At 30.0% G+C, this 24932-nt stretch carries 26 protein-coding genes, 1 tRNA gene and 1 other annotated feature; of the genes, 26 read left to right on the top strand and 1 reads right to left on the bottom strand.

The window, feature by feature from the left end; translation table 11 throughout:
- Nucleotides 1-3: 3 nt before the first annotated feature.
- The gene (locus I6E15_RS01750) at nucleotides 4-273 is read right to left on the bottom strand and encodes an HPr family phosphocarrier protein (protein ID WP_235243685.1); all 270 of its coding nucleotides are present in this window, start codon (nucleotides 271-273) and stop codon (nucleotides 4-6) included.
- A gap of 307 nt (nucleotides 274-580) precedes the next feature.
- On the opposite strand from I6E15_RS01750, the gene I6E15_RS01745 reads away from it, so the two are divergent.
- The 26 genes from I6E15_RS01745 (at nucleotide 581) to rpoB (ending at nucleotide 24919) form a co-directional block, all read left to right on the top strand.
- Nucleotides 581-2698, top strand: a complete 2118-nt coding sequence (locus I6E15_RS01745; protein ID WP_235243684.1) for a glutamine synthetase III — start codon at nucleotides 581-583, stop codon at nucleotides 2696-2698.
- Nucleotides 2699-2852: 154 nt separating this feature from the next.
- Nucleotides 2853-3842, top strand: coding sequence for a Holliday junction branch migration DNA helicase RuvB (gene ruvB, locus I6E15_RS01740; RefSeq protein ID WP_177161775.1), 990 nt, complete (start codon nucleotides 2853-2855; stop codon nucleotides 3840-3842).
- Between the two features lie 5 nt (nucleotides 3843-3847).
- Nucleotides 3848-4270, top strand: a complete 423-nt coding sequence (locus tag I6E15_RS01735) for an RrF2 family transcriptional regulator (protein ID WP_235243683.1) — start codon at nucleotides 3848-3850, stop codon at nucleotides 4268-4270.
- An 11-nt stretch (nucleotides 4271-4281) separates the two neighbouring features.
- A complete protein-coding gene (locus I6E15_RS01730; RefSeq protein ID WP_235243682.1) occupies nucleotides 4282-4998 on the top strand; it encodes an RsmE family RNA methyltransferase in 717 nt (238 codons plus the stop codon).
- A complete protein-coding gene (mtaB, locus tag I6E15_RS01725) occupies nucleotides 4985-6292 on the top strand; it encodes a tRNA (N(6)-L-threonylcarbamoyladenosine(37)-C(2))-methylthiotransferase MtaB (RefSeq protein WP_235243681.1) in 1308 nt (435 codons plus the stop codon). The genes I6E15_RS01730 and mtaB overlap by 14 nt, the downstream gene beginning before the upstream one ends.
- On the top strand, nucleotides 6282-7265 hold the full coding sequence (locus I6E15_RS01720; protein WP_235243680.1) for a LytR C-terminal domain-containing protein: 984 nt from the start codon (nucleotides 6282-6284) through the stop codon (nucleotides 7263-7265). Before mtaB ends, I6E15_RS01720 begins: the two co-directional genes overlap by 11 nt.
- A gap of 26 nt (nucleotides 7266-7291) precedes the next feature.
- Nucleotides 7292-9073 carry a ribonuclease J gene (locus I6E15_RS01715; protein ID WP_235243679.1) on the top strand — a complete coding sequence of 594 codons (1782 nt, stop codon included), beginning with the start codon at nucleotides 7292-7294 and terminating at the stop codon, nucleotides 9071-9073.
- A 34-nt stretch (nucleotides 9074-9107) separates the two neighbouring features.
- Nucleotides 9108-9413 (top strand): ribosome assembly RNA-binding protein YhbY, encoded by a 306-nt coding sequence (gene yhbY, locus I6E15_RS01710; RefSeq protein ID WP_177161781.1) that lies wholly within the window; start codon nucleotides 9108-9110, stop codon nucleotides 9411-9413.
- A 26-nt stretch (nucleotides 9414-9439) separates the two neighbouring features.
- Nucleotides 9440-9904 carry a divergent PAP2 family protein gene (locus tag I6E15_RS01705; RefSeq protein ID WP_177161782.1) on the top strand — a complete coding sequence of 155 codons (465 nt, stop codon included), beginning with the start codon at nucleotides 9440-9442 and terminating at the stop codon, nucleotides 9902-9904.
- A 19-nt stretch (nucleotides 9905-9923) separates the two neighbouring features.
- A complete protein-coding gene (gene dxs, locus I6E15_RS01700) occupies nucleotides 9924-11726 on the top strand; it encodes a 1-deoxy-D-xylulose-5-phosphate synthase (RefSeq protein WP_235243678.1) in 1803 nt (600 codons plus the stop codon).
- Nucleotides 11689-12573: an HD domain-containing protein gene (locus I6E15_RS01695; protein WP_414146506.1), complete on the top strand. Its 885-nt coding sequence runs from the start codon at nucleotides 11689-11691 to the stop codon at nucleotides 12571-12573. The genes dxs and I6E15_RS01695 overlap by 38 nt, the downstream gene beginning before the upstream one ends.
- Complete coding sequence (locus tag I6E15_RS01690; protein ID WP_235243677.1) at nucleotides 12557-13354, top strand: TlyA family RNA methyltransferase; 798 nt, start codon at nucleotides 12557-12559, stop codon at nucleotides 13352-13354. Before I6E15_RS01695 ends, I6E15_RS01690 begins: the two co-directional genes overlap by 17 nt.
- Nucleotides 13355-13363: 9 nt before the next feature.
- Nucleotides 13364-14647, top strand: a complete 1284-nt coding sequence (locus I6E15_RS01685; RefSeq protein WP_235243676.1) for a S41 family peptidase — start codon at nucleotides 13364-13366, stop codon at nucleotides 14645-14647.
- A gap of 10 nt (nucleotides 14648-14657) precedes the next feature.
- Nucleotides 14658-15386: a 16S rRNA (cytidine(1402)-2'-O)-methyltransferase gene (gene rsmI, locus I6E15_RS01680; protein ID WP_235243675.1), complete on the top strand. Its 729-nt coding sequence runs from the start codon at nucleotides 14658-14660 to the stop codon at nucleotides 15384-15386.
- 7 nt (nucleotides 15387-15393) lie between these two features.
- Entirely contained in the window at nucleotides 15394-16281 is an 888-nt protein-coding gene (gene ylqF, locus I6E15_RS01675) for a ribosome biogenesis GTPase YlqF (RefSeq protein WP_177161787.1), read from the top strand.
- Between the two features lie 35 nt (nucleotides 16282-16316).
- Nucleotides 16317-17069 (top strand): NAD+ synthase, encoded by a 753-nt coding sequence (locus tag I6E15_RS01670; protein WP_414146507.1) that lies wholly within the window; start codon nucleotides 16317-16319, stop codon nucleotides 17067-17069.
- 13 nt (nucleotides 17070-17082) lie between these two features.
- Nucleotides 17083-17463: a hypothetical protein gene (locus I6E15_RS01665; RefSeq protein ID WP_177161788.1), complete on the top strand. Its 381-nt coding sequence runs from the start codon at nucleotides 17083-17085 to the stop codon at nucleotides 17461-17463.
- Between the two features lie 160 nt (nucleotides 17464-17623).
- On the top strand, nucleotides 17624-17791 hold the full coding sequence (gene rpmG / locus I6E15_RS01660) for a 50S ribosomal protein L33 (RefSeq protein ID WP_255456936.1): 168 nt from the start codon (nucleotides 17624-17626) through the stop codon (nucleotides 17789-17791).
- Between the two features lie 35 nt (nucleotides 17792-17826).
- A tRNA-Trp gene (locus tag I6E15_RS01655) sits at nucleotides 17827-17902 on the top strand.
- Nucleotides 17903-17935: 33 nt separating this feature from the next.
- Nucleotides 17936-18121, top strand: a complete 186-nt coding sequence (gene secE / locus I6E15_RS01650; RefSeq protein WP_177161789.1) for a preprotein translocase subunit SecE — start codon at nucleotides 17936-17938, stop codon at nucleotides 18119-18121.
- 1 nt (nucleotide 18122) lies between these two features.
- Nucleotides 18123-18725 carry a transcription termination/antitermination protein NusG gene (nusG, locus tag I6E15_RS01645; protein WP_177161790.1) on the top strand — a complete coding sequence of 201 codons (603 nt, stop codon included), beginning with the start codon at nucleotides 18123-18125 and terminating at the stop codon, nucleotides 18723-18725.
- A gap of 66 nt (nucleotides 18726-18791) precedes the next feature.
- Complete coding sequence (gene rplK / locus I6E15_RS01640) at nucleotides 18792-19217, top strand: 50S ribosomal protein L11 (protein WP_177161791.1); 426 nt, start codon at nucleotides 18792-18794, stop codon at nucleotides 19215-19217.
- A 72-nt stretch (nucleotides 19218-19289) separates the two neighbouring features.
- On the top strand, nucleotides 19290-19997 hold the full coding sequence (rplA, locus tag I6E15_RS01635) for a 50S ribosomal protein L1 (protein WP_177161792.1): 708 nt from the start codon (nucleotides 19290-19292) through the stop codon (nucleotides 19995-19997).
- A gap of 68 nt (nucleotides 19998-20065) precedes the next feature.
- Nucleotides 20066-20207: a sequence feature (ribosomal protein L10 leader region), on the top strand.
- Between the two features lie 16 nt (nucleotides 20208-20223).
- Nucleotides 20224-20730 carry a 50S ribosomal protein L10 gene (gene rplJ, locus I6E15_RS01630; protein ID WP_177161793.1) on the top strand — a complete coding sequence of 169 codons (507 nt, stop codon included), beginning with the start codon at nucleotides 20224-20226 and terminating at the stop codon, nucleotides 20728-20730.
- 58 nt (nucleotides 20731-20788) lie between these two features.
- Nucleotides 20789-21157 carry a 50S ribosomal protein L7/L12 gene (gene rplL / locus I6E15_RS01625; protein WP_177161794.1) on the top strand — a complete coding sequence of 123 codons (369 nt, stop codon included), beginning with the start codon at nucleotides 20789-20791 and terminating at the stop codon, nucleotides 21155-21157.
- Nucleotides 21158-21343: 186 nt separating this feature from the next.
- Nucleotides 21344-24919, top strand: a complete 3576-nt coding sequence (gene rpoB, locus I6E15_RS01620; protein WP_235243673.1) for a DNA-directed RNA polymerase subunit beta — start codon at nucleotides 21344-21346, stop codon at nucleotides 24917-24919.
- Nucleotides 24920-24932: the final 13 nt, after the last annotated feature.

The following is a 24932-nucleotide window of genomic DNA, read 5'->3' as shown; positions in this document are numbered from 1 at the left end:
CAGCTATTCTTCTCCAAATTTTTTATCTTCTATAAGCTCTTTAAGTGCAGCAAGTAGATCGTCTTCATCATCACCATTAGCAGTAAGTGTCAGAACAGCACCTTGTTCAGCAGCCAAAAGCATAAGTCCCATAATACTTTTTCCGTTAATTTCTTCATCTTCATACTTTACTTTGATTTCTGAATCGAAATTACTTGCGACCTGAACAAAAAGAGATGAAGGTCTAGCGTGAAGACCAGCTTTGTTTTTTATTTCAACTTCTATTGTCTTCATAACTAATTTCCTCCTCCTTTTTTGTGAAAAGTTATATATCCAGATAATTTATATTAAAAATTAAAAGTATACATATTAAATTATATATTATTTAGTGTGATTTTTCAAACATTTTCTGAAAAAATATTAAAATAAATAAAAATATAAAAAAAACATAGTGAATGAAATTTAAAAATTATTTTTGAAAAAAATCCTTTACATCAGAAGTGAATTGTGATAAAATCACCACCATAAATATTTTTTATAAATTTTTAACTAAATATTATATTTTTAAATAAATGATTTTGGGAAGGGGAGGAATATTTTTATGAAAAATATGTTGGAAGTTTTTGGAAAAAACTATTTTTCTGAATTACAATTGAAAAGTAGAGTTCCAAGCTCTATTTTTAAAGAATTTAAAGCTGTTCAAAGAGGAGAAAAAGAGTTATCAATATCTGTTGCGGAAGTAATAGCCAATGCTGCTAAAAACTGGGCTACAGAAAATGGTGCTACACATTTTACTCACTGGTTTCAACCTTTGACTGAACTTACTGCGGAAAAACATGAATCTTTTATATCGGTAACTTCTGATGGAAATATTTTATCTCAATTCTCAGGAAAAGAGTTAATAAAAGGAGAAGCTGACTCATCATCATTCCCTAATGGGGGACTTCGTTCAACTTTTGAAGCTAGAGGATATACAGCTTGGGATATATCTTCTCCAATGTTTTTAAGAGGACCAGAAAAAGCAAAAACACTTTTTATTCCAACCGCTTTAGTTGGATTTCATGGAGAAACTTTAGATAAAAAAGTTCCTCTTTTAAGATCAATTAATAGTGTAACAAAAGAGGCTCTTAGAATAAGAAGAGCTTTAGGTGATGAAAGAACTAGCAAAATAGATGTTACTTTAGGGATCGAACAAGAATATTTCTTAATTGAAAAACAATTTTTAGAAAAAAGAGAAGATTTGATGTTTGCTGGAAGAACTTTATTTGGTTCACTTCCTCCAAAAGGTCAAGAGTTATCTGACCACTACTACGGTGCTTTAAAAGAAAAAGTAGAACATTTTATGGCTGAGTTAGATTCTGAGTTATGGCAACTTGGAGTTATGGCAAAAACAAAACATAATGAAGTTGCACCAAACCAATTTGAGTTAGCTGTAATGTATTCTTCAGCTAATGTGGCAGCAGATCAAAATCAACTTTGTATGGATATGATAAAAAGAGTTGCAGATAGACATGGACTAGCAGCACTTTTACATGAAAAACCATTTGATAAAGTAAATGGATCAGGAAAACATTGTAACTGGTCTTTAAGCACAGACACAGGAGAAAATTTATTGGATCCAGAAAATATTTCAAAAGGAAAATTAGATTTTTTACTTTATCTAACAGCCATAATAGAAGCAGTAGATAGATATTCAGATGTTTTAAGAGTTTCAACAGCTACTTCAGGAAATGATCATAGACTTGGTGGTGCAGAAGCTCCTCCAGCAATAATTTCTATTTTTATAGGAGAACCTGTTCAAGAACTTTTAGAAAATGTTGACAAAATTAATAGAAGTGAAGAAAAAGAAGAGTCTATTGAACTTGGAACATATAATGTTCCAAGAATTCCAAGAGATAGTTCTGATAGAAATAGAACTTCTCCATTTGCTTTTACAGGAAATAAATTTGAATATAGAATGCCAGGATCAAGTGCATCTCCAACAACACCAGTATTTATAATTAATACTATAGTTGCTGATATATTAAAAGAGTACGCAGACAAACTTGAAAAAATAGAAGATAAAACAAATATGAATAAAGAGATTGTAAAATTGGTAAAAGAAAGATACAATTTACATAAAAGAATAGTTTTTAATGGTAACGGATATGACGAAGCTTGGGTAGAAGAAGCAAAAAGAAGAGGATTACCAAATCTAAGTTGTACAGTTGAAGCTTTACCAGTTTATAAAAAAGAATCAACAGTAGAATTATTTGAAAGAAATGGAGTTTTAAATAGAGGAGAGCTTAACTCAATATTTGTAATTTATACAGAAAGATATAATAAACAACTAAAAATAGAAACAACAACAGCTATAAGAATGGCAAGAAATGAAATTTATCCAGCAATAATGAGATATATGAATAATATTGCTACTTCAATAAAAAATATTCAACTTGCTTTAGGACCAGAATATGAAAACTGTGTTGCAGGAGATAAAAGACATCTATTAAAAGTTATAAATGGAAAAGATCATTTAAGAAATTCTTTGGCAGAACTAGAAAAAGATTTTTCAGAAGCAATTTATATAAAAGATCAATATGAAAGAGCTAAATATTATCATTATCATGTAGTTCCAAGATTAAAACATTTAAGAGAATGGGTAGACGTATTAGAACATCTTTGTGAAAAAAGTTTATGGCCATTCCCAGTGTATGAAGATTTATTATTTAAATTATAATTTTATTAAAAAGTCAGTTCACGCTGGCTTTTTATTTTTGTTATATATTAAAGAAAATATTTTTTGAAAATGGTAGAAAAAACTTTTAAAAAAATATCATAAATGATATAATAATTTATAAAATGAGTAAGGAATTTTTTGAAAGAGGTAAGTTGTGGATAGAGTGGTTACAGATAAAGAATTAGGAAATGAAGTAGAAACTCAAAGAACCCTTAGACCAAAAAAATTTGATGAATATATAGGACAATCTACTCTTAAAGAAAAAATGAAAATTTTTATAGAAGCTGCTAAAAGAAGAGGAGGGTGTATAGATCATATTCTTTTATATGGACCTCCTGGACTTGGAAAAACTACTCTTGCTGGAGTTATAGCCAATGAAATGGGAGTTAATTTAAAAATAACTTCTGGACCAGTTTTGGATAAAGCGGGAGACTTGGCAGCTATTTTGACATCTTTGGAAGAAAATGATATTTTATTTATAGATGAAATTCATAGATTGAATACCTCAGTGGAAGAAATTTTATATCCTGCTATGGAAGATGGAGAGCTAGATATAATAATAGGAAAAGGGCCATCAGCAAAATCTATAAGAATAGAGTTGCCACCTTTTACTTTGATAGGAGCCACTACAAGAGCTGGACTTTTAAGTTCTCCTCTTAGAGATCGTTTTGGTGTAACTCACAGAATGGAATATTATACAGATAAAGATTTGGTTGATATTCTTATTAGAGGAGCAAAAGTTTTACAAGTGGGTCTTGAAGAAGAGGGAGCTTTGGAGATCGCTAAAAGAAGTAGAGGAACTCCGAGAATTGCTAATAGATTTTTAAAAAGAGTGAGAGATTATGCTGAAATAAAAGGTGATGGAGTTATAACAAAATCTATTGTTACAGAGTCTTTGAAACTTTTAGGGGTAGATCAAAATGGACTTGATGAATTAGATAGAGGGATAATTGTTTCTATGTTAGAAAATTATAATGGAGGTCCTGTGGGAATAGAAACTCTTTCTTTACTTTTAGGAGAGGATAAAAGAACTATCGAAGAAGTTTATGAACCATATTTAGTAAAAATAGGTTATATAAAAAGAACTCCAAGAGGAAGAGTTGTCACAGAGAAAGGGAGAGAACATTTTAAGATTAAGGAGTAAAGAGTATGAAGATAAACACAAAAGTTAGATATGGTTTAAAAGCTTTAGTGTATATAGTAGAAGAAAGTCTAAAGGGAAAAATGGTGAGGATAAAAGAGATCTCTGAAAGAGAAGAGATTTCTATTCAATATTTAGAGCAAATACTAAATAAATTGAAAAATGAAAATATCATCGAGGGAAAAAGAGGACCAAATGGGGGATATAGATTTGTAACAGACCCAAAAGAGATAACTCTTTATAGAATTTACAAAATTTTAGACGATGATGAAAAAATAATAAATTGTAATGAAAATGTAAAAGAAACAAAAGATTGTGCTGATGAAGGTTGTGTAGGAAGTTGTATTTGGAATAGACTTGATAGTGCAATGAAAGAGATTTTAAAATCTACGACATTAGATGATTTATTAAAAAATAAAGATATTATCTAGGATGTGAAAAGATGATAACTGTAGTAATTGAAGATAAAAATATTATAGGGTTAGACAGAATAGAAATAACAGATAAGGCTGATATAAATCACTTAAAAAACTCTTTTAGGGTTAAAGAGGGTGAAGTTATAAGAGCTGTAGATGGTGAAAATGAGTATATCTGTAAAGTTTTAATAGTAGAAAAAAAAGAGATTATTTTAGAAATAATTGAAACTAAAAAATCGGAAGAAGATGAAGTTGAGTTAGTAGCAGGAATATCTATAATAAAAAATGATAGAATGGAGCTTGTTATACAAAAACTTACAGAGATTGGAATTGATAGAATAATTCCACTTGAAACAAAAAGAACTATTGTAAAATTAAATGAAACAAAAGATAAATGGAATGTAATTTCTAGGGAAGCAGTTAAACAGTGTCAAAGAACAAAATTTTTAAAGATAGATAAAATAACAAAAATTAATCAGATTGATTATAAAGAATTTGATTCAGTAATAGTACCTTATGAATGTGAAAAAGAATTTAACTTAAAAAATCTTTTAAGAAAAATTGAAAATAAACCTAAAAAAGTTCTTTATATTATTGGACCAGAGGGTGGATTTGATATTAGTGAGATAGACTATTTAAAAAATTTAGAAAATGTTAATATAGTTACTTTAGGAAAAAATATTTTGAGAGCTGAAACTGCTGCTATTGTAGTAGGAGGAGTGCTAGTTAATGAATTTAAATAAAAAAGTGGCTTTTTATACTTTAGGATGTAAAGTTAATCAATATGAAACTGAAAGTCTAAAAACAAAGCTTACAAAATTAGGTTATAAAGATGTAGATTTTGATGGATATTCAGATTTTTATATTGTAAACTCTTGTACAGTTACTTCGATAGCTGATAAAAAAACAAGAAATATATTAAGAAGAGCTAAAAGACATAATCCTAATGGAAAAGTGATAGTGACAGGCTGTTATGCTCAAACAAACGGAGAAGAACTTCTTAAAATAGACGAAGTTGATTATGTTGTAGGAAATACAAATAAAGAGGGAATAGTTACTCTTATAGAAGAATTAAAAAGTAAAGAACCAAATCATCTAATGGTATCAGATATTTTTCAAGAGGATAAATATCAAGAATTAGAGTTTTCAACTTTAAGAGAGATGTCAAGAGCCTATATAAAAATCCAAGATGGATGTAATAATTTCTGTTCTTATTGTAAAATTCCTTTTGGGAGAGGAAAAAGTAGATCAAGAAATTTTGAAAACATAATTTCTGAAGCAAAAAAACTTGTGGAAGAGGGATATAAAGAAATAATACTTATTGGAATAAATATAGGTGACTATGGAAAAGATCTTGAAGGAGATATAGTTTTTGAAGATTTATTAGAAAGCCTTACAAAAATAGATGGTATTACAAGAATAAGACTTGGTTCAATATATCCAGATAGAATAACAGATAGATTTATTTCTGTTATGAAAAATCCTAAAATAATGCCTCACTTACATATCTCTTTACAATCTTGTGATGATGATGTACTAAGAGCTATGAGAAGAAAATATGGAGTGGAATTGATAAAAGAAAGACTTCAAAAATTAAAATTAGAAGTGGAAAATATAGAATACACAGCTGATGTAATAGTTGGTTTTCCAGGAGAAACAGAAAAAATGTATGAAAATACAAAAGAAGCTATAAAAGAGATTGGGTTCTCATCACTTCACGTTTTCCCTTATTCAGAGAGAGAAAAAACTCTGGCAGCTACTTTTAAAGATCAAATACCTATGCAAGTAAGAAGAGAAAGAGTAATTGATTTAGAAAAAGCACAAGAAGAGTGTGGAGAAAAAATAAGAGAAAAATATTTAGGAAAAGAGTTAACTGTATTAGTGGAAGAACAAAAAAAAGGAAGCTATTTTGGGTATAGCAAAAATTATCTTAGAGTGGAAATTTTAGGAAAAGAAAATATTATTTTAAAAACAAATGACGAAGTAAAAGTAAAAATAATATCTATTGAAAAGGAGCTGTTAATAGGTGAACTATAAGAAAAAATTATCTAGAATAAAATATGTTTTAGGGGGAGCGATTTTACTTACAGTATTTATCTGTTCGTTAATTTTTATAACTTTAAGAGATAATAGAGAAACAGATAAAATGACAAGGTATATGTTGGTAGGGAAAGAAAATATTTTTCTAGTTTATGAAGATAAACTGGCAATAGAGATTCCTTTTGAAATACAACTAGATAAAGAAAAAACTCTTGGAGAGCTTGTAGATGTAAAAAATTACAAAGAAATTTTAAATAATATTAACTATATTTTTCCAGAAAAAATAAAAGACTATAAAGTTTTAAAATATGGAGAAGTAGAATTACCAGTAAAAACTTCTACAAAAATACCAGAAGTAGTGGTAGAAGATAAAAGATATATTTTAACTTCTAGTATAGAAAAAATATTTGAAAACTTTTATAGTAGTGATGAAAAAGCTAGTATAGAAAATGCTAAAGTAGTGGTTGATATATTAAATGCTAACGGAAAAGCAGGATATGCTAGAAAAACTGGAAATAAACTTCAAAAAGACCTTGGAGTTAAATATTCAGCAGCTAACTATGAAACAAATATCAATGAAAGTTATGTTATTATAAATGATCTAAATCAAAAACAAACTGAAGATATAATAATGTCAGTTGATGAAAAATATTTCAAAATAAAAGAAGATGCAACAATTCCAACATTAGCTAATGTAGTAATCGTTCTTGGAAAAGAGGAGAGAAAAATCTATGATATTGATGTTGTTGGAGTAAGTGAAAAAGCAGCTGAATATATGCAAACTTTGGATAAAGAAGGATACTTAGGGTTGAGAAGAATAAAAAATAAAGTATCTGAAAAAGAGAGTCAAGTTTCATATAATAAAGAAGATTATTTTGTAGCTTATAAAATAGCTAAAAAGTTAGGAATTGAAAATCTTAAAGAGGATAAAAATCTTAAAAATAAGATAGTTATATCCACAGGAGAATAATCAAATAAAGATAAGAGGAAGAAAAAATGATATTTAGGAGAAAAAAAACTAACTCTTTTGAAAAAAAAGGGAAGAAAGGAACAGAGAATTTAGAAAAAACAAAAGAAATAGTAAAAGAGATTAAAGAAACTAAAGAGACAAAAGAAGAAAAAATGTATGTTATTCCTCTAGGTGGATTAGATGAAGTTGGAAAAAATATGAGTTTAGTCCAATATAGAGATGAGATAATAATAATTGATTGTGGATTAGGATTTCCTGGAGAGGGACTTTTAGGTATAGATGCAGTAATTCCAGATTTTTCTTATGTAGAAAATAATAAGAGTAAAATAAAAGGTCTTTTTGTAACTCACGGCCACGAAGATCATATAGGAGCTATTCCATATCTATATCAAAAAATCGATAAAGATGTTTCTATTTTTTCAGGAAAATTAACACTTGCTCTGATAGAATCAAAATTTGAAAATCTTAAAATAAAAGATGTTCCAAAAATGAGAGAAGTTAAAAATAGATCAAAAGTAAAAATTGGAAAATATTTTAATATTGAATTTATAAGAATAACTCACTCCATTGCTGATTCTTATGCAATTTATGTAAGCACACCAGCAGGAAATGTTTTATTTACAGGAGATTTTAAAATAGATTTTACTCCAGTAGATGGACAACCAAGTGATTTGGCAAGATTTGCTCAACTTGGAGAAAAGGGAATAGATTTACTTTTATCTGATTCTACAAATGCTGAGTCAGAAGGATTTACTCCATCAGAAAAAACAGTTGGAGAAGCTTTTCAAATAGAGTTTGCAAAGGCTAAAGGAAGAATAATAATAGCGGCTTTTGCTTCACATATCCATAGACTTCAACAAATAATAGAAATTTCAGAATCATATGGAAGAAAAATAGCAGTTGATGGAAGAAGCTTAGTTAAAGTTTTTGAGATTGCTTCAAATATGGGATATTTAAAAATAAAAAAAGATACAATAATTCCTTTATCTGAAGTAGATAATCAAAAAGATAATAAAGTAGTCATACTTTGTACAGGTACTCAAGGAGAGCCAATGGCTTCTCTTTCAAGAATAGCTTCAAATATTCACAAACATACAAGGGTAAAAGAGGGAGATACAGTAATTATCTCTGCTACACCAATCCCTGGTAATGAAAAAGCTGTTTCAAAAAATATAAATAATTTATTAAAATATGAAGCAGAAGTAATATTTAAGAAAGTGGCTGGAATTCACGTTTCAGGACATGGTTCAAAGATAGAGCAAGAACTTATATTCAACTTGATAAAGCCAAAATATTTTGTGCCTGTTCACGGAGAATATAAAATGCTTAAAGCTCATATAGATACAGCTTTAAAAGTTGGAATTCCAAAATCAAATACAATACTTGCACTAAATGGAAATAAAATAGAAGTAGCAAAAAGTGGTGTAAAATTAAAAGGAAAAGTAAGTGCTGGAGCTACATTTATTGATGGTTTAGGTGTTGGGGATATAGGACAAACAGTTTTAAGAGATAGACAACAATTATCACAAGATGGAGTTATTATAGTAGGGTTTACTTTAGATAAAGAAACTAAAAAAATTCTTTCTGGTCCAGAGGTAATAACTAGAGGATTTACATATTCAAAAGAATCTGATGAACTTATAAATGGTGTGATAGAACATATCAATATGAAGATTGCCAAAGTTGAAAGAGATGAACTTAGAGATTGGCAACCTCTAAAAAATGTAACTAAAGAGGCTGTAGCAAAATATGTTTACAGCAAAACAAAAAGAAATCCAGTAATTTTACCAATTATACTGGAAGTTTAAAAAATTAAATAAAAAATATTAAGGAGAAAAATAGATGAACAGTAGAGAAAGAGAATTTTTAAGAAAAAGAGCTCATGAGTTAGAGCCATTAGTAAGAGTTGGAAAAGAAGGATATACAGATAACTTAGGACAAAGTATATTAGATGCTATATCTTCAAGAGAATTAATAAAAGTAAAAATGTTACAATCTGTAGAATTAGATAAAAGAGAATTAGCAGAAATAATTCAAGAAAAAACAGGTTGTGAAGTAGTTGGAATCATAGGAAAAACAATAATTTTATATAAAGAAAATAAAGAAAATCCAAAAATTTCTTTAGAATTGAAAGAAAGTGTTAGATAAGAAATTTCTGGATAAAAGGAGAAAGAATGAATGAGGTTGGTATCATTTTTAATAATAGAATATTAGATGTAACTTTTGTAGCATGGTTTGTGGCACAGTTTTATAAAGTTCTTGAAACAATCTTTACAAATAAAGACTTTAATTTAAAGAGATTTTTAGAAACAGGTGGAATGCCAAGCTCTCATTCATCAACAGTTTCTTGTTTGACTACTTGTATAGGGATTGTATATGGAACAAATACTCCATATTTTGCGATAGCTATAGTTTTTGCTGGGATAACAATGTATGATGCAGCAGGTATAAGAAGAGCTGCAGGAAGACAGGCTAAGATCGTAAATAAAATGGTAGACGAATTTGCTCAAAGACTTGGACAAAGATTTAATGATGGAAAAAAATTGAAAGAGTTATTGGGACATACACCATTTGAGGTCTTGATAGGAGCCACTGTAGGAATAATAATAGCTTTTTTATTTAAAGACTATTTAGTATAGGATAGATTGGGGCGAGAATATGGATTTGAGTAACTTAAACATAAAAGATTTAAAAGAACTGTGTGATAAATTAAGAGCTAAAATTATAGATGTAGTCCTAAAAAATGGAGGACATTTAGCTTCTAATTTAGGTATTGTAGAATTAACAGTTGCTTTAAGAAAAGTCTTTGATGATAAAAATACAAAAATTTTATTTGATGTTGGACATCAATCTTATGTATATAAAATTTTAACTGATAGAGAAGATAGATTTGATACTTTAAGAACTTTTGGAGGGATTGGACCTTTTTGTGATCCTAAAGAAAGTCATTATGATAATTTTATAAGTGGACATGCAGGAAGTGCTTTATCAGCTGGAGTAGGTTTAGCAGTAGGAAATCCAAAGGACAAAATAATAGTTATTGTAGGAGATGCTTCTATTGCTAATGGACACTCTTTAGAAGCTTTAAATAATATGGTAAATATAAAAAATATGGTTGTTATTTTGAATGATAACGAGATGTCTATTGGCGAAAATGTAGGAGGACTTTCTAAATTTTTCAGTCGTATGATACTTAGTAAAGCTTATATGAGTATAAGAAAAGATGTGAAAAATATCATAGGAAAGGGAAATTTTGGGAAAAAACTTTCAAATACAATAAAAAGAGCAGAACATTCTGTTAAAAATTTCTTTTTACCGGTAAGTATATCTGAAAATTTAGGTTTTAAATATTTTGGAGTAATTGATGGACATAATTTAGAAGATCTTATTTCTATTCTTGAAAAAGTAAAAGTTGAAGAGGGGCCTATATTTGTACATATAAAAACTCAAAAAGGAAAAGGATATAAACCAGCTGAAGAAGAGAAAGAAAAATTTCACGGAGTAAGTCCGTTGAATCCTCAAAAAAAAGGACCTCAAAAAATATATTCTGATGTTGTTGGAGAAAGTTTAGTTGAACTTGGAAAAGTTGATAAAGATATTTTTGCTATATCGGCAGGAATGGTAAAGGGTACAGGATTAAAAGAATTTTTTGAAAAATATCCGGAGAGAAGTTTTGATATAGGAATAGCTGAGGGACATGGAGTAACTTTTGCAGGTGGACTTGCAAAAAGTCAAAAGAAACCTTATTTTGCTGTTTACTCTACTTTTTTACAAAGGGGAGTGGGACAGCTTATTCATGATATATCACTGCAAAATCTTCCGGTTAGATTTTTAATTGATAGGGCAGGAATAGTTGGAGAAGACGGAAAGACTCATAATGGTCTGTATGATATATCTTTATTTATAACAATTCCTAATTTTTATCTTGTGGCTCCTACTACCGAAAAAGAATTAAAAGAAGTGTTGGAAATATCAAGAGATATTTATAATCCAATGGCTATAAGATATAGTAAAGAAAATGTTTATAATATAGAAGATGATAAAGAATTTGAATTGGGAAAATGGAGAGAGATAGTAAAAGGAGAGAAAAATCTTTTTATTTGCACTGGAAGTATGTTAAAAGAAATTCTATCTGTTAGAGATTTATTAGAGAAAAAAGGAATAGACGGGACTATTGTAAGTGCAGCGTCAATAACTCCTATGGACGAAACTTATATAAAAAATGAATTTGAAAAATATGATAATATTTTTGTGTTAGAAGAAGCCTATGAAGTAAATGGGTTTGGTAGCAAAATTTTAAATTATCTTAATGATATAAATATGAATAGAAAAGTAAATAAAATTGGGATAGAGTTTGGAGAAATTCCTCATGGAAAAAGAGGAGAACTAATGGAAAAATATGGTTTAAGGGGACAAACATTAGTTGATAGAATTGAAGGGAAACTTGATGTTAGAGGTTAATCAAAAGATAAAAATATTTTTGGAAGAATTATTGAATGAGGAAGCTGTTAAAGAACTAGAAAATTTTAGCGACCAAGGGGTAAAGATAACAGCTCACACATATGATGTTTTTATTCTTTCTGTTAATGAAATAAAAAAAACATATGCTAGTTTTTTCAAAGCAGGAACAGATTTGGATCTTTTTTCTATTATTGTTGGGATAATAATTCATGACTTAAGCAAAGGAAGCTTAAGAAAAAATGAAGAAAATATTTCTCACTCTCAGATAATGTTAAAAAATCCAGATTATGTTGTAAAAGAAACAGAAAATCTTATAGATAAAATAGAAGAAAGAACAGGATTAATTTTAAAAAATAAAGTTAAGAAAAATATAATTCATATAGTTGTATCTCATCACGGAAAATGGGGAAAAGTAAACCCAAGTACAAAAGAAGCTCGTCTTGTTCATTGGGCAGATATGTATTCGGCTAAACATCATAGAATAAATCCAGTGGAAGCAAATGAGATTTTAAAAGGCTTTGAGAGAGGAGAGTCTCTAGTTGAAGTAAGTAGAAGATTTAAATGTACTACTGGAGTTATAAAAGATAGATTAAAAAAATCTAAACAGGAATTAAAGTTAGGCTCTACAAAACAGTTGCTTAATTATTTTAGAAAAAATAAAAAAGTTCCAATTGGTGATGAGTTTTTTTCAAAAAGAATAATAGAAACAGGAAAATTAATAAAATCTGTTGAGAAAAAAGGATTTAAAAATCTTATTCTCAATAATGAGATTTTAAAATATCTAAATGAAAATGAAATTTTTGAGAAAAGATCTTTTAAAGGAGAGATTAATGAAACAAAGAATTGATGTACTTTTGGTGGAGAATGGTTTCTATCCAGATGTAGATAAAGCCAAAAGAGCTGTAATGGCTGGAATAGTTTTAGTTAATGATATAAAAATTGAAAAACCAGGGACTATGATAAAAATAGAAGATGACAAAGAACTTAATATCAGAGTTAAGGGAAAAGAATCGAAATATGTCAGTAGAGGTGGATTAAAATTAGAAAAAGCCATCAATGTTTTTAATCTTGATTTTAAAGATAAAATAGTTTTGGATATAGGAGCTTCAACAGGTGGATTTACAGATTGTTCTCTTTTAAATGGGGCAAGTCACGTTTATGCAGTTGATGTTGGAACAAATCAATTAGACTGGAAACTTAGAACAGATGAAAGAGTAACTTCTATAGAAAATAAACATATAAAGGATTTAACTGTTGAAGATATAGACAATTCAAAGATAGATTATATGGTGATGGACGTATCTTTTATATCGATAACTCATATATTTGGTTCTTTGAATAAATTTTTTGAAGAGGGAACAAAGTTAATGGCTCTTATAAAGCCACAATTTGAAGTAAAAAAAGATATGATAGAAAAAGGTGGCATTGTTAGAAATAAAGATTATCATATCTATGCTATAGAAAGAGTTTTAGAAAGTGCCAAAGAGAATGGACTTTATTTAGAATTTCTTGATGTTTCTCCAATAAAAGGCGGAAAAGGAAATACTGAGTATATCTCTTTATTTGGAAAACAGGAAAAAGATTACAATATAGATATTGAAGAGATAGTTAACGGTTCTACAAATTAGGAGGAAGATATGTCAAATTTAAGTATAAAAAAAATAGGAGTGTTAACATTTTTATTTTTTGCTTCTATTGCTCAATCTGCTGAAGAAGAAAAAACAGGTTTTATGAGTAATATAAAACAACTGAAAGAAATTTCTGATGTAATGGATATTATTCAAGAAAACTTTGTTGGAGATAAAAAACTTGATAAAACTATTCTTATGCAAGGAGCATTAAAAGGAATGATAGAAACTTTGGAAGATCCCCATTCAAATTATTTTTCTAAAAAAGGTATGGAAGATTTAGAAGGACAAATGAAAGGTGAATATTCTGGAGTTGGAATGATAATAAGAAAAGGGGCAAACGAACCAGTTACAGTAGAACTTCTTATTGAGGGAGCTCCAGCTTTTAATGCGGGAATAAGACCAAATGATAAAGTTCTATATATAGATGGAAAAAGTACTTATGATATAGAACTTGAAGAAGCTTCGAGACTTTTAAAAGGAGATACAGGTACAGAAGTAAAATTAAAAATCTATAGAGAATCTGAAAAGAAAGATAGAGATATAGTTTTAAAAAGAGCTGATATAAAACTTGAAAATGTAAGAAGCAAAATGTTAGATGGTAATATTGGATATATAAAACTTACTCAATTTGCAGAAAATGTAGATAAAGAAGTTGGAAGAGAGTTAGATAAATTAATAAGCCAAGGAATGGAAGGATTAATTCTTGATTTAAGAAACAATCCAGGAGGAATAATTGGTCAAGCTGTAAGTATTTCTTCTATGTTTATAAAAGAGGGAGTAGTTGTAAGTGAAAGACCTAAAAAAGGAGAGGAAGTATTTTCTTATAGAGAAGGAAAATATTATGGAGATTTTCCATTAGTAATACTTATAAACGAGGGAAGTGCTTCTGCATCAGAAATAGTTTCTGGAGCAATAAGAGATTATAAAAGAGGAACTCTTATCGGAGAGAAAAGCTATGGAAAAGGTAGCGTTCAAGTGTTACTTCCGTTGCCAGATCAAGATGGAGTAAAATTAACAATAGCTAAATATTATACTCCAAAGGGAGAAAATATTCATGGAAAAGGAATAAAACCAGATATATTAGTTGAGGAAGAAGATGATTATCTATTCTATGATGGTTTTGTTACTAATGTGGATGACAAAGCTCAAGAAGCTAGCAAAGAAAAAATATTAACTTCTATAGTTGGAGAAAAAGAAGCTAAAAAACTTATTAAAAAAGAGGACAAACAATTAAAAACTGCTGAAGCAGCGATTATTTCAATGATAAAAGAAAGAAAAAATAAAAAGTAAGGGGTAAAAAATGCTTTATATAGTGGCAACACCTATTGGAAATCTTGAAGATATTACTTTGAGAGCTATTAGAATATTAAAAGAAGTAGATTATGTTTTTGCTGAAGATACAAGGGTTACTAAAAAACTTTTAAACCATTTAGAGATAGAAACTACAATATATAGATATGATGAACATACAAAACAACATCAAGTTGAAAATATTGTAAATCTTTTAAAAGAAGGAAAAAATATTGCTCTTGTTACTGATGCAGGGACACCTTGTATATCAGATCCGGGATATGAAGTGGTAGACGAAGCTTTAAAAAATGATATAAAAGTTGTGCCAATTCCTGGGGTAAGTGCTATGACAGCTGCAGCTTCTGTGGCTGGAGTATCAATGAGAAGATTTGTATTCGAGGGTTTTCTACCAAAGAAAAAAGGTAGACAGACATTACTTAAATCTTTTGCAGATGAAAAAAGAACTATAATGTTTTTTGAATCACCTCATAGAGTAGTGAGAACTCTTAAAGATATAGAAGAATTTATCGGAGAAAGAGAAGTTGTTCTTATAAGAGAAATAACAAAAATCTATGAAGAGATTGTAAGAGGAACAACAAAAGAACTTATAGAAAAATTTGAAAATAAAACTCTTAAAGGTGAATATGTAATCATAGTAAGAGGAAATGAAGTAGAAGAGAAAAAAGAAAAAGTTAATAAATATGCGAAAGATATAGAAGAAGAGGACGAAGAGGAGTAAGAAAAAAATGTCAATGACAAGAATAAACTGGTATCCTGGTCATATGAAAAAGACTAAGGATATGATAAAAGAAAATATGCCTTTGATAGATATAGTATTAGAGGTTGTTGATGCTCGTATTCCAATATCTAGTAGAAATCCAGATATTTCTACTTTTGCAAAAGGAAAAAAGAGAATAATAGTAATAAATAAATCTGACTTAGTTGATAAAGAGGAACTTGCAAAGTGGAGAAACTATTTTATAAGTCACAATGATGCTGATGAGGTATTAGAGCTTAGTGCAGAAACAGGTTTTAATATGAAAAAACTTTATTCTATTATAGATAAAGTAGCTGCTGAAAAAAAAGAAAGAATGATGAAAAAAGGATTGAGAAAAGTTAATACAAGACTTATGGTAGCTGGAATCCCTAACGTTGGGAAATCAAGACTTATAAATAGAATAGTTGGTAAAAATAGTGCTGGCGTTGGAAATATGCCAGGATACACAAAAGGAAAACAATGGGTAAGAATTAAAGAAGGACTAGAACTTTTAGATACTCCAGGAATCTTATGGCCAAGATTTGAAGATGAAAGAGTTGGTTTTAACTTAGCTATATCAGGAGCTATAAAAGATGACATATTACCTATTGAAGATGTAGCTTGCAAATTTTTAGATAAAGTTTTATTATATGGTCTAAAAGAAAATTTAAAAGAAAGATATAAATTACTAGATGAAGATTTTGAAGGAGTGGCAGGAAATATATTAGAAAAAATAGCTCTTAGAATGAAGATGATTCAAAAGGGTGGAAGTCTTAATGTACATCAAGCTACTCTTACACTTTTAAGGGATTATAGAAGTGGAAAAATTGGAAAATTTGGATTGGATAGAGAATTGTTAGACGGGGAGGAAAAATAATGAAACCAGAAATCTATAATGAACTTACTTCTAATATGAAAGAGTTAGAAGAAAAATTAGTAAACTTTGTAAGAGAAGAAACAGCTAAAAGAGGATTTAAAAAAGTAATACTTGGACTTTCTGGAGGAATAGATTCAGCTCTAGTGGCTTTTATAGCAGCTAAGGCTATAGGACCAGAAAATGTTTATACAGTTATGATGCCTTATAAAACTTCTAGTAAAGAGAGTGTTGAGCATGCAGAGCTTGTTGTAAAAGCTTCAGGGATAAACTCTAAAAAAGTAGAAATAACACCAATGGTTGATGGATATTTTGGAATGGAAGGGGAAGCTTCTGGACTTAGAAGAGGAAATTACATGTCAAGAACAAGAATGTGCGTGTTATTTGACAACTCAGCAAAAGAAAATGCTATCGTAATGGGAACTTCTAACAAAACAGAACTTTTATTAGGATATGGAACTCAATTTGGAGATATGGCAAGTGGAATAAATCCAATTGGAGAATTATTAAAAGTTCAAGTTTGGGAACTTTCAAGATATATGGGTGTACCAAAAGAAGTAATAGATAAAAAGCCAAGTGCTGATTTATGGGAAGGTCAAACTGATGAAGCTGAATTAGGATTTTCTTATGAAATGGCAGATGAGATCCTTTATCATTTAATTTATCTAAATAATACAAAAGAAGAGATAAAAGCAAAAGGATATGACGAAAAAATAGTTGATACTATATTTACAAGAATAGCGAGAAATCAATATAAAAGAGAGATGCCTACAATAGCTAAAATAAGATAAAAAGGAGTGGTTTATGGATAATAGTCAAGAAAATTTATTACAAGAGTTAGAAGCTTTTCAAAAAGAAAAAGAAAAAATCCAAAAAATAATTGGAAAAATAGGTGGAAAAAATGATACTCAAAATAAAAGAGTAAACTTTTTATTAATTTCAATGATAGTTGTACTTCTTTTTATGGGTGGAGTTTTAAGAAAAATTTCTTTGGAAGTATCTATCTATTTTGCAATTCTTTTAGGAATAGCAAAAATAATTTGGCTTATCTATGAGATGAAAAAAGCAAACCACTTTCAGTATTGGATACTTAATTCTATTGAAGTAAGAGTTAATGAAATGAATGTAAAATTAAGAAATATAGAAAAAAAATTAAAAGAGCAAGAGGCTGGAGATAACAAGTAAAATTTTTCCCTCAAAAAATTGAGGGAAAAATAAAAAAAAGTATTGACAAAATCGAAAGAATGATGTATAATCATCTATGTCTTAATAAACTAGAATCATAAGAACTCTATTACCATACTCGTCAGTGGTATGGGAGGATTAAGGATTATCCGATAAACAAATGGAGGTGTATGAATTGAGAGTAAATATTCAATTAGAATGTACAGAATGTAAAAGAAGAAACTACAGTACTTCAAAAAACAAAAAGAACACTACTGAAAGATTAGAATTAATGAAGTATTGTAAATGGTGTGGAAAAGAAACTCTACACAAAGAAACTAAAAAATAGTCAGTAGAATACAGTTAGAATAGTTATCAACATGCAGGTCAATGGCTCAATTGGTAGAGCATCGGTCTCCAAAACCGAGGGCTGGGGGTTCGAGTCCCTCTTGACCTGCCATTTTTATGAAAAAGATAAAAAGGTGGACAAACTATGAAGTTATTAAAAGATGTAAAGATGGAATACTCTAAGGTTGAATGGCCTAGAAAAAAAGCAGTAATACATGCTACTGTGTGGGTTGCTGTGATGAGTGTTGCACTTAGCATATATTTAGGAGTTTTTGATATAGTTGCTTTAAGACTTTTGAAGATACTTGTATCTCTATTTGGAGGACAATAAGATGAATACAGTTTTAGAAAAAAAATGGTTTATGATCCATACTTATTCTGGATATGAAAAAAAAGTTAAAACTGATTTAGAGCAAAAAATAGAAGCTTTAGGAATGAATGAAATTGTAACTAAAATATTAGTTCCTGAAGAACAATCTGTTGAGCTTAGAAGAGGGAAGAAAAAAACAATAAGTAGAAAATTATTCCCAGGTTATGTAATGCTTGAAATGGTAGCTACAAGAGAAGAAAGTGAAAATGGAATTAACTATAGTGTTGATTCTGATGCTTGGTATGTAGTTAGGAATACAAACGGTGTTACAGGATTTGTTGGAGTAGGATCTGACCCTATACCTATGGAAGAAGAAGAAGTAGAAAACATCTTCAGAGTAATAGGATATAGTGTTGAAAATAGTGAAAAAGAAGATGCAGAATTAGTTGCAGTTGACTTTGAAGTTGGAGATTATGTAGTAATTGAAGCTGAAGGATTTGTTGGACAAAGAGGAAAAGTTGCTGAAATTAATTTAGAAAATAGAAAAGTTAAAGTAATGATGGAGATGTTTGGTCGTTTAACACCAATCGAAGCTAACATTACTGATGTTAAGAAGGAAGACTAATTATTTGATTAGTCAAGTGGGAGAAAAATCATTAGGACCACATATTTTGGAGGTGTAATATTAGGAATGGCAAAAGAAGTTATTAAAGTTATAAAATTACAATTACCTGCAGGAAAAGCAAACCCTGCACCACCAGTTGGACCAGCTTTAGGACAACACGGTGTTAATATTATGGAGTTCTGTAAAGCATTTAACGCTAAATCTCAAGATAAAGCAGGATGGATTATACCAGTTGAAATATCTGTTTACAATGACAGATCATTCACATTTATCATGAAAACTCCACCAGCATCTGACTTATTAAAGAAAGCAGCTGGAACAACTAAAGGAGCAGGAAACTCTAAAAAAGAAGTTGCTGGAACTATCAATACAGCTAAATTAAGAGAAATTGCTGAAACAAAAATGCCTGACTTAAACGCAGGATCAGTTGAAGCAGCAATGAAAGTATTAGCAGGATCTGCAAGATCTATGGGAATAAAAATAGTAGACTAATAAATAGCGAATTATTTGATATATGTATAGTGGTAGGATAAATTCCATTGACCACAGAGGAGGAAGTAATAAATGGCAAAACATAGAGGAAAAAAATACTTAGAAGTTGCTAAGTTAGTAGATAGTACAAGATTATATGAAGTTAAAGAAGCTTTAGAAACTGTTGTAAAAACAAGAAGTGCTAACTTCTTAGAGACAGTTGAAGTTGCATTAAGATTAGGAGTAGACCCTAGACATGCAAGTCAACAAATAAGAGGAACAGTTGTTTTACCTCACGGAACTGGAAAAAGCGTTAAAATATTAGCAATAACTCAAGGAGAAAACATCAACAAAGCATTAGAAGCTGGAGCTGACTATGCTGGAGCTGAAGAATATATCGAAAAAATCCAACAAGGTTGGTTAGATTTCGACTTAGTAATCGCTACACCAGATATGATGCCTAAATTAGGAAGATTAGGTAAAATATTAGGAACTAAAGGTTTAATGCCTAACCCTAAATCAGGAACAGTTACTCCTAACATCGCTGGAGCAGTTTCTGAATTCAAAAAAGGTAAATTAGCATTCAGAGTAGACAAATTAGGATCTATCCACGTACCAATCGGAAAAGCTGATTTCTCTGATGAAAAAATATATGAAAACTTTAAAGCATTCATGGCAGAAATCGTAAGATTAAAACCAGCTGATGCAAAAGGACAATATTTAAAAACTGTAGCTGTTTCATTAACTATGGGACCTGGAATAAAAATGGATCCAGCTTTAGTAGCTAAAGAAATAGGATAATAAAAAAATAATAAATTTTTCTTGACTTTTTATAGAAAAATATATTATAATAGATTGTTGGATAAAAAATTAAATATAAATCCATACTAAAGACAGTAGGTGGCATAGCCATAAATCCTACCGAGGTTGGAATCAGGTATTCATAAACCTCAATGGAAAATACAGCCTCCGTCTCTAGTAATATAGTTGCGGGGGTATTTTTTAAAAAAAGAGGAGGTGACTTGGAATGGCAAATCAAGCTAAAGTAGAAGCAGTAGCAGTATTAGTAGAAAAAATTAAAAGAGCTCAATCTATCGTATTAGTAGATTATGAAGGAATAAAAGTTAAAGAAGAAACTCAATTAAGAAAAGCTTTAAGAGAAGCTGGTGGAGAGTATCTAGTAGCTAAAAACAGATTATTCAAAATAGCTCTTAAAGAAGCTGGAGTTGAAGATTCTTTTGACGATATATTAGAAGGTACTACATCTTTCGCATTCGGATATGATGACGTAGTAGCACCTGCTAAAGTAATGAACGAAGTATCTAAAGCTAACGCAAAAGCTAAAATATTCAACATCAAAGGTGGATATTTAACTGGAAAAAGAGTTAGCGAAGCTGAAGTTGTAGCATTAGCATCTTTACCATCAAGAGAACAATTATTATCTATGGTGTTAAATGGAATGTTAGGACCAGTAAGAAAACTTGCTTACGGATTAGTAGCAGTAGCAGACAAAAAAGAAGGTTCTGCTGAATAATTAATTAAAAAATAAAAATTAAATCATATTATTGAAAATATTTAAGGAGGAAAAATAAATGGCATTTGATAAACAACAATTTATCGCTGACTTAGAAGCTATGTCAGTTTTAGAATTAAGAGAATTAGTAACTGCTTTAGAAGAACACTTTGGAGTAACTGCAGCAGCACCTGTAGCAGTAGCAGTAGCAGGAGGAGCAGCAGCTGAAGTTGAAGAAAAAACTGAATTTGACGTAATATTAAAATCAGCTGGAGACAAAAAAATCGGAGTTATTAAAGAAATCAGAGGAATCACTGGATTAGGATTAAAAGAAGCTAAAGAATTAGCTGACAACGGTGGAACTATAAAAGAAGGAGCATCTAAAGAAGAAGCTGAAGAGATCAAAGCTAAATTAGAAGCTGCTGGAGCAACAGTAGAAGTTAAATAGTTCTTTTAAACTGAAAGTTTGTACAGAACAAAAAGAAATAGGCACTCCAACTGAGTGCCTATTTTAGTCATCTATAAGAGTTGTAGTTTAATTTGTAGTAGTTAATACTTAATCTTTTGAAACTAAGATAGAAGGTTATTTTCAAAAGGTTAGGTATTGACATTAAAGTTGAAGGAGTGTGAGTAAATGGGGAAACTCGTTGAAAGATTTAATTTTGGAAAAATAAAAGAAAGAGGAGAAATGCCTCATTTTTTAGAATTTCAATTAAATTCTTATGAAGATTTTATTCAATCTAGAATCAGTCCATTATCAAGAGAAAATAAGGGATTGGAGTCTGCTTTTAGAGAAATATTTCCAATAGAGTCTTCAAATGGAGATATTCGTTTAGATTATATCTCTTATGAATTGCATGATGCTGAGCCACCTTTAAATAATGAATTAGAGTGTAAAAAAAGAGGAAAAACATATTCAGCTTCATTAAAAGTTAGACTTAGACTAACAAACAAAAAAAGTGGAAATGAAATCCAAGAAAGTCTAGTTTACTTTGGAGAAATACCTCTAATGACTCCAAGAGGAACATTCATTATAAACGGAGCAGAAAGAGTAGTTGTATCTCAGTTACATAGATCTCCTGGAGTTTCTTTTGACAAAGAAGTTAATCTACAAATAGGAAAAGACCTTTTCATAGGAAAAATCATTCCATACAAAGGAACTTGGCTAGAATTTGAAACAGATAAAAATGACTTTTTAAATGTTAAAATTGATAGAAAGAAAAAAGTATTAGCTACAGTATTCTTAAAAGCTATTGAGTTTTTTGATAACAATCAAGAAATAATGGAAGAGTTTTTAGAAACTAAAGAATTAGATTTAACAACTTACTATGATAACTATAAAAATTCTGAAGAACTTTTAGAAAACTTAAGACAAGAAATTGAAGGATGTTTCTTAAAAGAAGATATTGTTAATGAAGAAGATGGAGAATTTATAGGAGAAGCTGGAGAACATATCACAGTTGAAACTATATTAGAACTTATCGAAAAGAAAATTGCTAAAGTTGTTTACTATAAAGTAACTCCAAAAGAAAAAATATTAGCAAATACTATCTTAAATGACGATACTGAAACTAAAGAAGAAGCAGTAACTGAAGTATTTAAAAAATTAAGACCTGGAGATTTAGTAACAGTTGAATCAGCTAGATCTTTAATAAGACAAATGTTCTTCAATCCACAAAGATATGACTTAGAACCAGTTGGAAGATACAAGTTAAATAAGAGATTAGGAATCAATGTAGACGCTAATGAAATTATTTTAACAAAAGATGATATCAGAAGAACTATCGAAGTTATAATGGATTTATTTAACGGAGAAGGACATACTGATGACATAGATAACTTATCTAATAGAAGAATTAGAGGAGTTGGAGAACTTCTATTAATGCAAATCAGAGCTGGACTTGCAAAAATGTCTAAGATGGTAAGAGAAAAAATGACAATTCAAGATTCAGAAACTTTATCATCTCAATCATTATTAAATACAAGACCATTAAATGCTTTAATATTAGATTTCTTTGGTTCTGGACAATTATCACAATTCATGGACCAATCAAATCCATTAGCTGAATTAACACATAAAAGAAGAATATCAGCATTAGGACCTGGAGGACTTTCTAGAGAAAGAGCAGGATTCGAGGTTAGAGACGTTCATGACTCTCACTATGGAAGAGTTTGTCCAATAGAAACACCAGAAGGACCAAACATTGGACTTATCGGATCTTTAGCTACTTATGCTAAAGTAAATGAATATGGATTTATGGAAACTCCATATGTAAAAGTAGAAAATGGAGTTATCAAATTTGATCAAATAGATTATTTAGCAGCAGATGAAGAAGATGGACTATTCATCGCCCAAGCTGACTCTAAGTTTGACGAAAATGGAAAACTTTTAGGAAGTATCACTTGTAGATTTGGTCATGAAATATTACAAGTTGAAGGAGAAAAAGTTGATTATATCGACGTATCTCCAAAACAAGTTGTATCTGTATCAGCAGGACTTATTCCATTCTTAGAACATGACGACGCCAACCGTGCTCTAATGGGATCAAACATGCAAAGACAAGCAGTACCATTATTAAGAACAGAAGCTCCATATGTTGGAACAGGAATCGAAAGAAAAGTTGCAATAGACTCTGGTGCAGTAGTTACATCTGAAGTATCAGGAGTAGTAACATATGTAGATGCTCACTTAATAAAAATAATGTCTGATGAAGGAATAGAAGTAACTTATCCTTTATTAAACTATGAAAGATCAAACCAAGCAATGTGCTTACACCAAAAACCAATTGTTGATTTAGGTGAAAGAGTAGAAAAAGGTGCAGTAATAGCTGACGGACCTGCTACAAAAGGTGGAGACTTAGCACTTGGAAGAAATATTCTTATGGCATTTATGCCTTGGGAAGGATATAACTACGAGGACGCGATCTTAATTTCTGATAGATTAAGAAAAGAAGATGTATTTACATCTATTCACATTGAAGAATATGAAATAGAAGCTAGAAACACAAAATTAGGTGACGAAGAAATTACAAGAGAAATACCAAACGTTTCTGAAGAAGCTTTAAGAAACTTAGACGCAAATGGTATAATCATTGTAGGATCTGAGGTAGAAGCTGGAGATATCTTAGTTGGAAAAACAGCTCCTAAAGGAGAAACTGAGCCACCTGCAGAAGAAAAATTATTAAGAGCAATATTCGGGGAAAAAGCAAGAGATGTAAGAGATACATCACTTAGAATGCCTCACGGATCAAAAGGAACAGTAGTTGAAGTTCTTGAACTTTCAAGAGAAAATGGAGACGACTTAAAAGCTGGAGTTAACAAAGTTATAAGAATTTTCGTAGCAGAAAAGAGAAAAATAACTGTTGGGGACAAAATGTCAGGACGTCATGGAAATAAAGGGGTTGTATCAAGAGTATTACCAGCAGAAGATATGCCATTCTTAGCAGACGGAACACACTTAGACGTTGTTCTTAACCCACTTGGAGTGCCTTCTCGTATGAATATAGGACAAGTACTTGAGGTTCACTTAGGATTAGCTCTTCAAAAAATTCCTAATAAAGATGAAAGATATATAGCAACACCAGTATTTGACGGAGCTACTGAAGAAGAAATCAAAGATCGTTTAGAAAAATCTGGATATCCAAGAAGTGGAAAAGTTACACTTTATGATGGAAGAACAGGAGATCCGTTTGATAATAAAGTAACAGTTGGTATAATGTATATGTTAAAACTACACCATCTAGTAGAAGACAAAATGCACGCAAGAGCAATCGGACCATATTCATTAGTAACACAACAACCTCTAGGAGGAAAAGCTCAATTCGGAGGACAAAGACTTGGAGAGATGGAGGTTTGGGCTTTAGAAGCATACGGAGCATCAAATATACTTCAAGAAATGTTAACTGTAAAATCTGACGATATAAACGGAAGAACTAAAACTTATGAAGCTATCGTAAAAGGTGAAGAAATGCCAGAAGCTGATTTACCTGAATCATTTAAAGTATTATTAAAAGAATTCCAAGCAATAGCTTTAGACATTGAGTTATTTGATAAAGAAGGAAATGTAATCAACGTTGATGAAGATTACAATAAAGAAGAAACAATAACAGAATTTTCATTAGGAGCTCCAACATTTGGAGAAGATTTAGGTCTAGATGATGTTGATGATGAAAATTTAGATGATGATTTATCATTCGGAGACGACGAATAATAAATTATCTTGC

This window comes from Fusobacterium perfoetens (assembly GCF_021531475.1).
In the GTDB taxonomy this organism is placed as follows: Bacteria; Fusobacteriota; Fusobacteriia; order Fusobacteriales; family Fusobacteriaceae; genus Fusobacterium_B.
This window is presented reverse-complemented; position numbering and strand designations above follow the sequence as displayed.

Bases quoted from the DNA above. Each gene is read 5' to 3' on its own strand.
- I6E15_RS01670 (WP_414146507.1), top strand. From the start codon at position 16,317: ATGAAAGAGTTAGAAGAAAAATTAGTAAACTTTGTAAGAGAAGAAACA.
- ylqF (WP_177161787.1), top strand. From the start codon at position 15,394: ATGTCAATGACAAGAATAAACTGGTATCCTGGTCATATGAAAAAGACT.
- rsmI (WP_235243675.1), top strand. From the start codon at position 14,658: ATGCTTTATATAGTGGCAACACCTATTGGAAATCTTGAAGATATTACT.
- I6E15_RS01715 (WP_235243679.1), top strand. From the start codon at position 7,292: ATGATATTTAGGAGAAAAAAAACTAACTCTTTTGAAAAAAAAGGGAAG.
- I6E15_RS01730 (WP_235243682.1), top strand. From the start codon at position 4,282: ATGATAACTGTAGTAATTGAAGATAAAAATATTATAGGGTTAGACAGA.
- I6E15_RS01735 (WP_235243683.1), top strand. From the start codon at position 3,848: ATGAAGATAAACACAAAAGTTAGATATGGTTTAAAAGCTTTAGTGTAT.
- nusG (WP_177161790.1), top strand. From the start codon at position 18,123: ATGAATACAGTTTTAGAAAAAAAATGGTTTATGATCCATACTTATTCT.
- I6E15_RS01705 (WP_177161782.1), top strand. From the start codon at position 9,440: ATGAATGAGGTTGGTATCATTTTTAATAATAGAATATTAGATGTAACT.
- rpoB (WP_235243673.1), top strand. From the start codon at position 21,344: ATGGGGAAACTCGTTGAAAGATTTAATTTTGGAAAAATAAAAGAAAGA.
- rplJ (WP_177161793.1), top strand. From the start codon at position 20,224: ATGGCAAATCAAGCTAAAGTAGAAGCAGTAGCAGTATTAGTAGAAAAA.
- rplL (WP_177161794.1), top strand. From the start codon at position 20,789: ATGGCATTTGATAAACAACAATTTATCGCTGACTTAGAAGCTATGTCA.
- I6E15_RS01690 (WP_235243677.1), top strand. From the start codon at position 12,557: ATGAAACAAAGAATTGATGTACTTTTGGTGGAGAATGGTTTCTATCCA.
- rpmG (WP_255456936.1), top strand. From the start codon at position 17,624: ATGGAGGTGTATGAATTGAGAGTAAATATTCAATTAGAATGTACAGAA.
- rplA (WP_177161792.1), top strand. From the start codon at position 19,290: ATGGCAAAACATAGAGGAAAAAAATACTTAGAAGTTGCTAAGTTAGTA.
- mtaB (WP_235243681.1), top strand. From the start codon at position 4,985: ATGAATTTAAATAAAAAAGTGGCTTTTTATACTTTAGGATGTAAAGTT.
- I6E15_RS01745 (WP_235243684.1), top strand. From the start codon at position 581: ATGAAAAATATGTTGGAAGTTTTTGGAAAAAACTATTTTTCTGAATTA.
- yhbY (WP_177161781.1), top strand. From the start codon at position 9,108: ATGAACAGTAGAGAAAGAGAATTTTTAAGAAAAAGAGCTCATGAGTTA.
- secE (WP_177161789.1), top strand. From the start codon at position 17,936: ATGAAGTTATTAAAAGATGTAAAGATGGAATACTCTAAGGTTGAATGG.
- I6E15_RS01685 (WP_235243676.1), top strand. From the start codon at position 13,364: ATGTCAAATTTAAGTATAAAAAAAATAGGAGTGTTAACATTTTTATTT.
- dxs (WP_235243678.1), top strand. From the start codon at position 9,924: ATGGATTTGAGTAACTTAAACATAAAAGATTTAAAAGAACTGTGTGAT.
- I6E15_RS01750 (WP_235243685.1), bottom strand. From the start codon at position 273: ATGAAGACAATAGAAGTTGAAATAAAAAACAAAGCTGGTCTTCACGCT.
- I6E15_RS01665 (WP_177161788.1), top strand. From the start codon at position 17,083: ATGGATAATAGTCAAGAAAATTTATTACAAGAGTTAGAAGCTTTTCAA.
- rplK (WP_177161791.1), top strand. From the start codon at position 18,792: ATGGCAAAAGAAGTTATTAAAGTTATAAAATTACAATTACCTGCAGGA.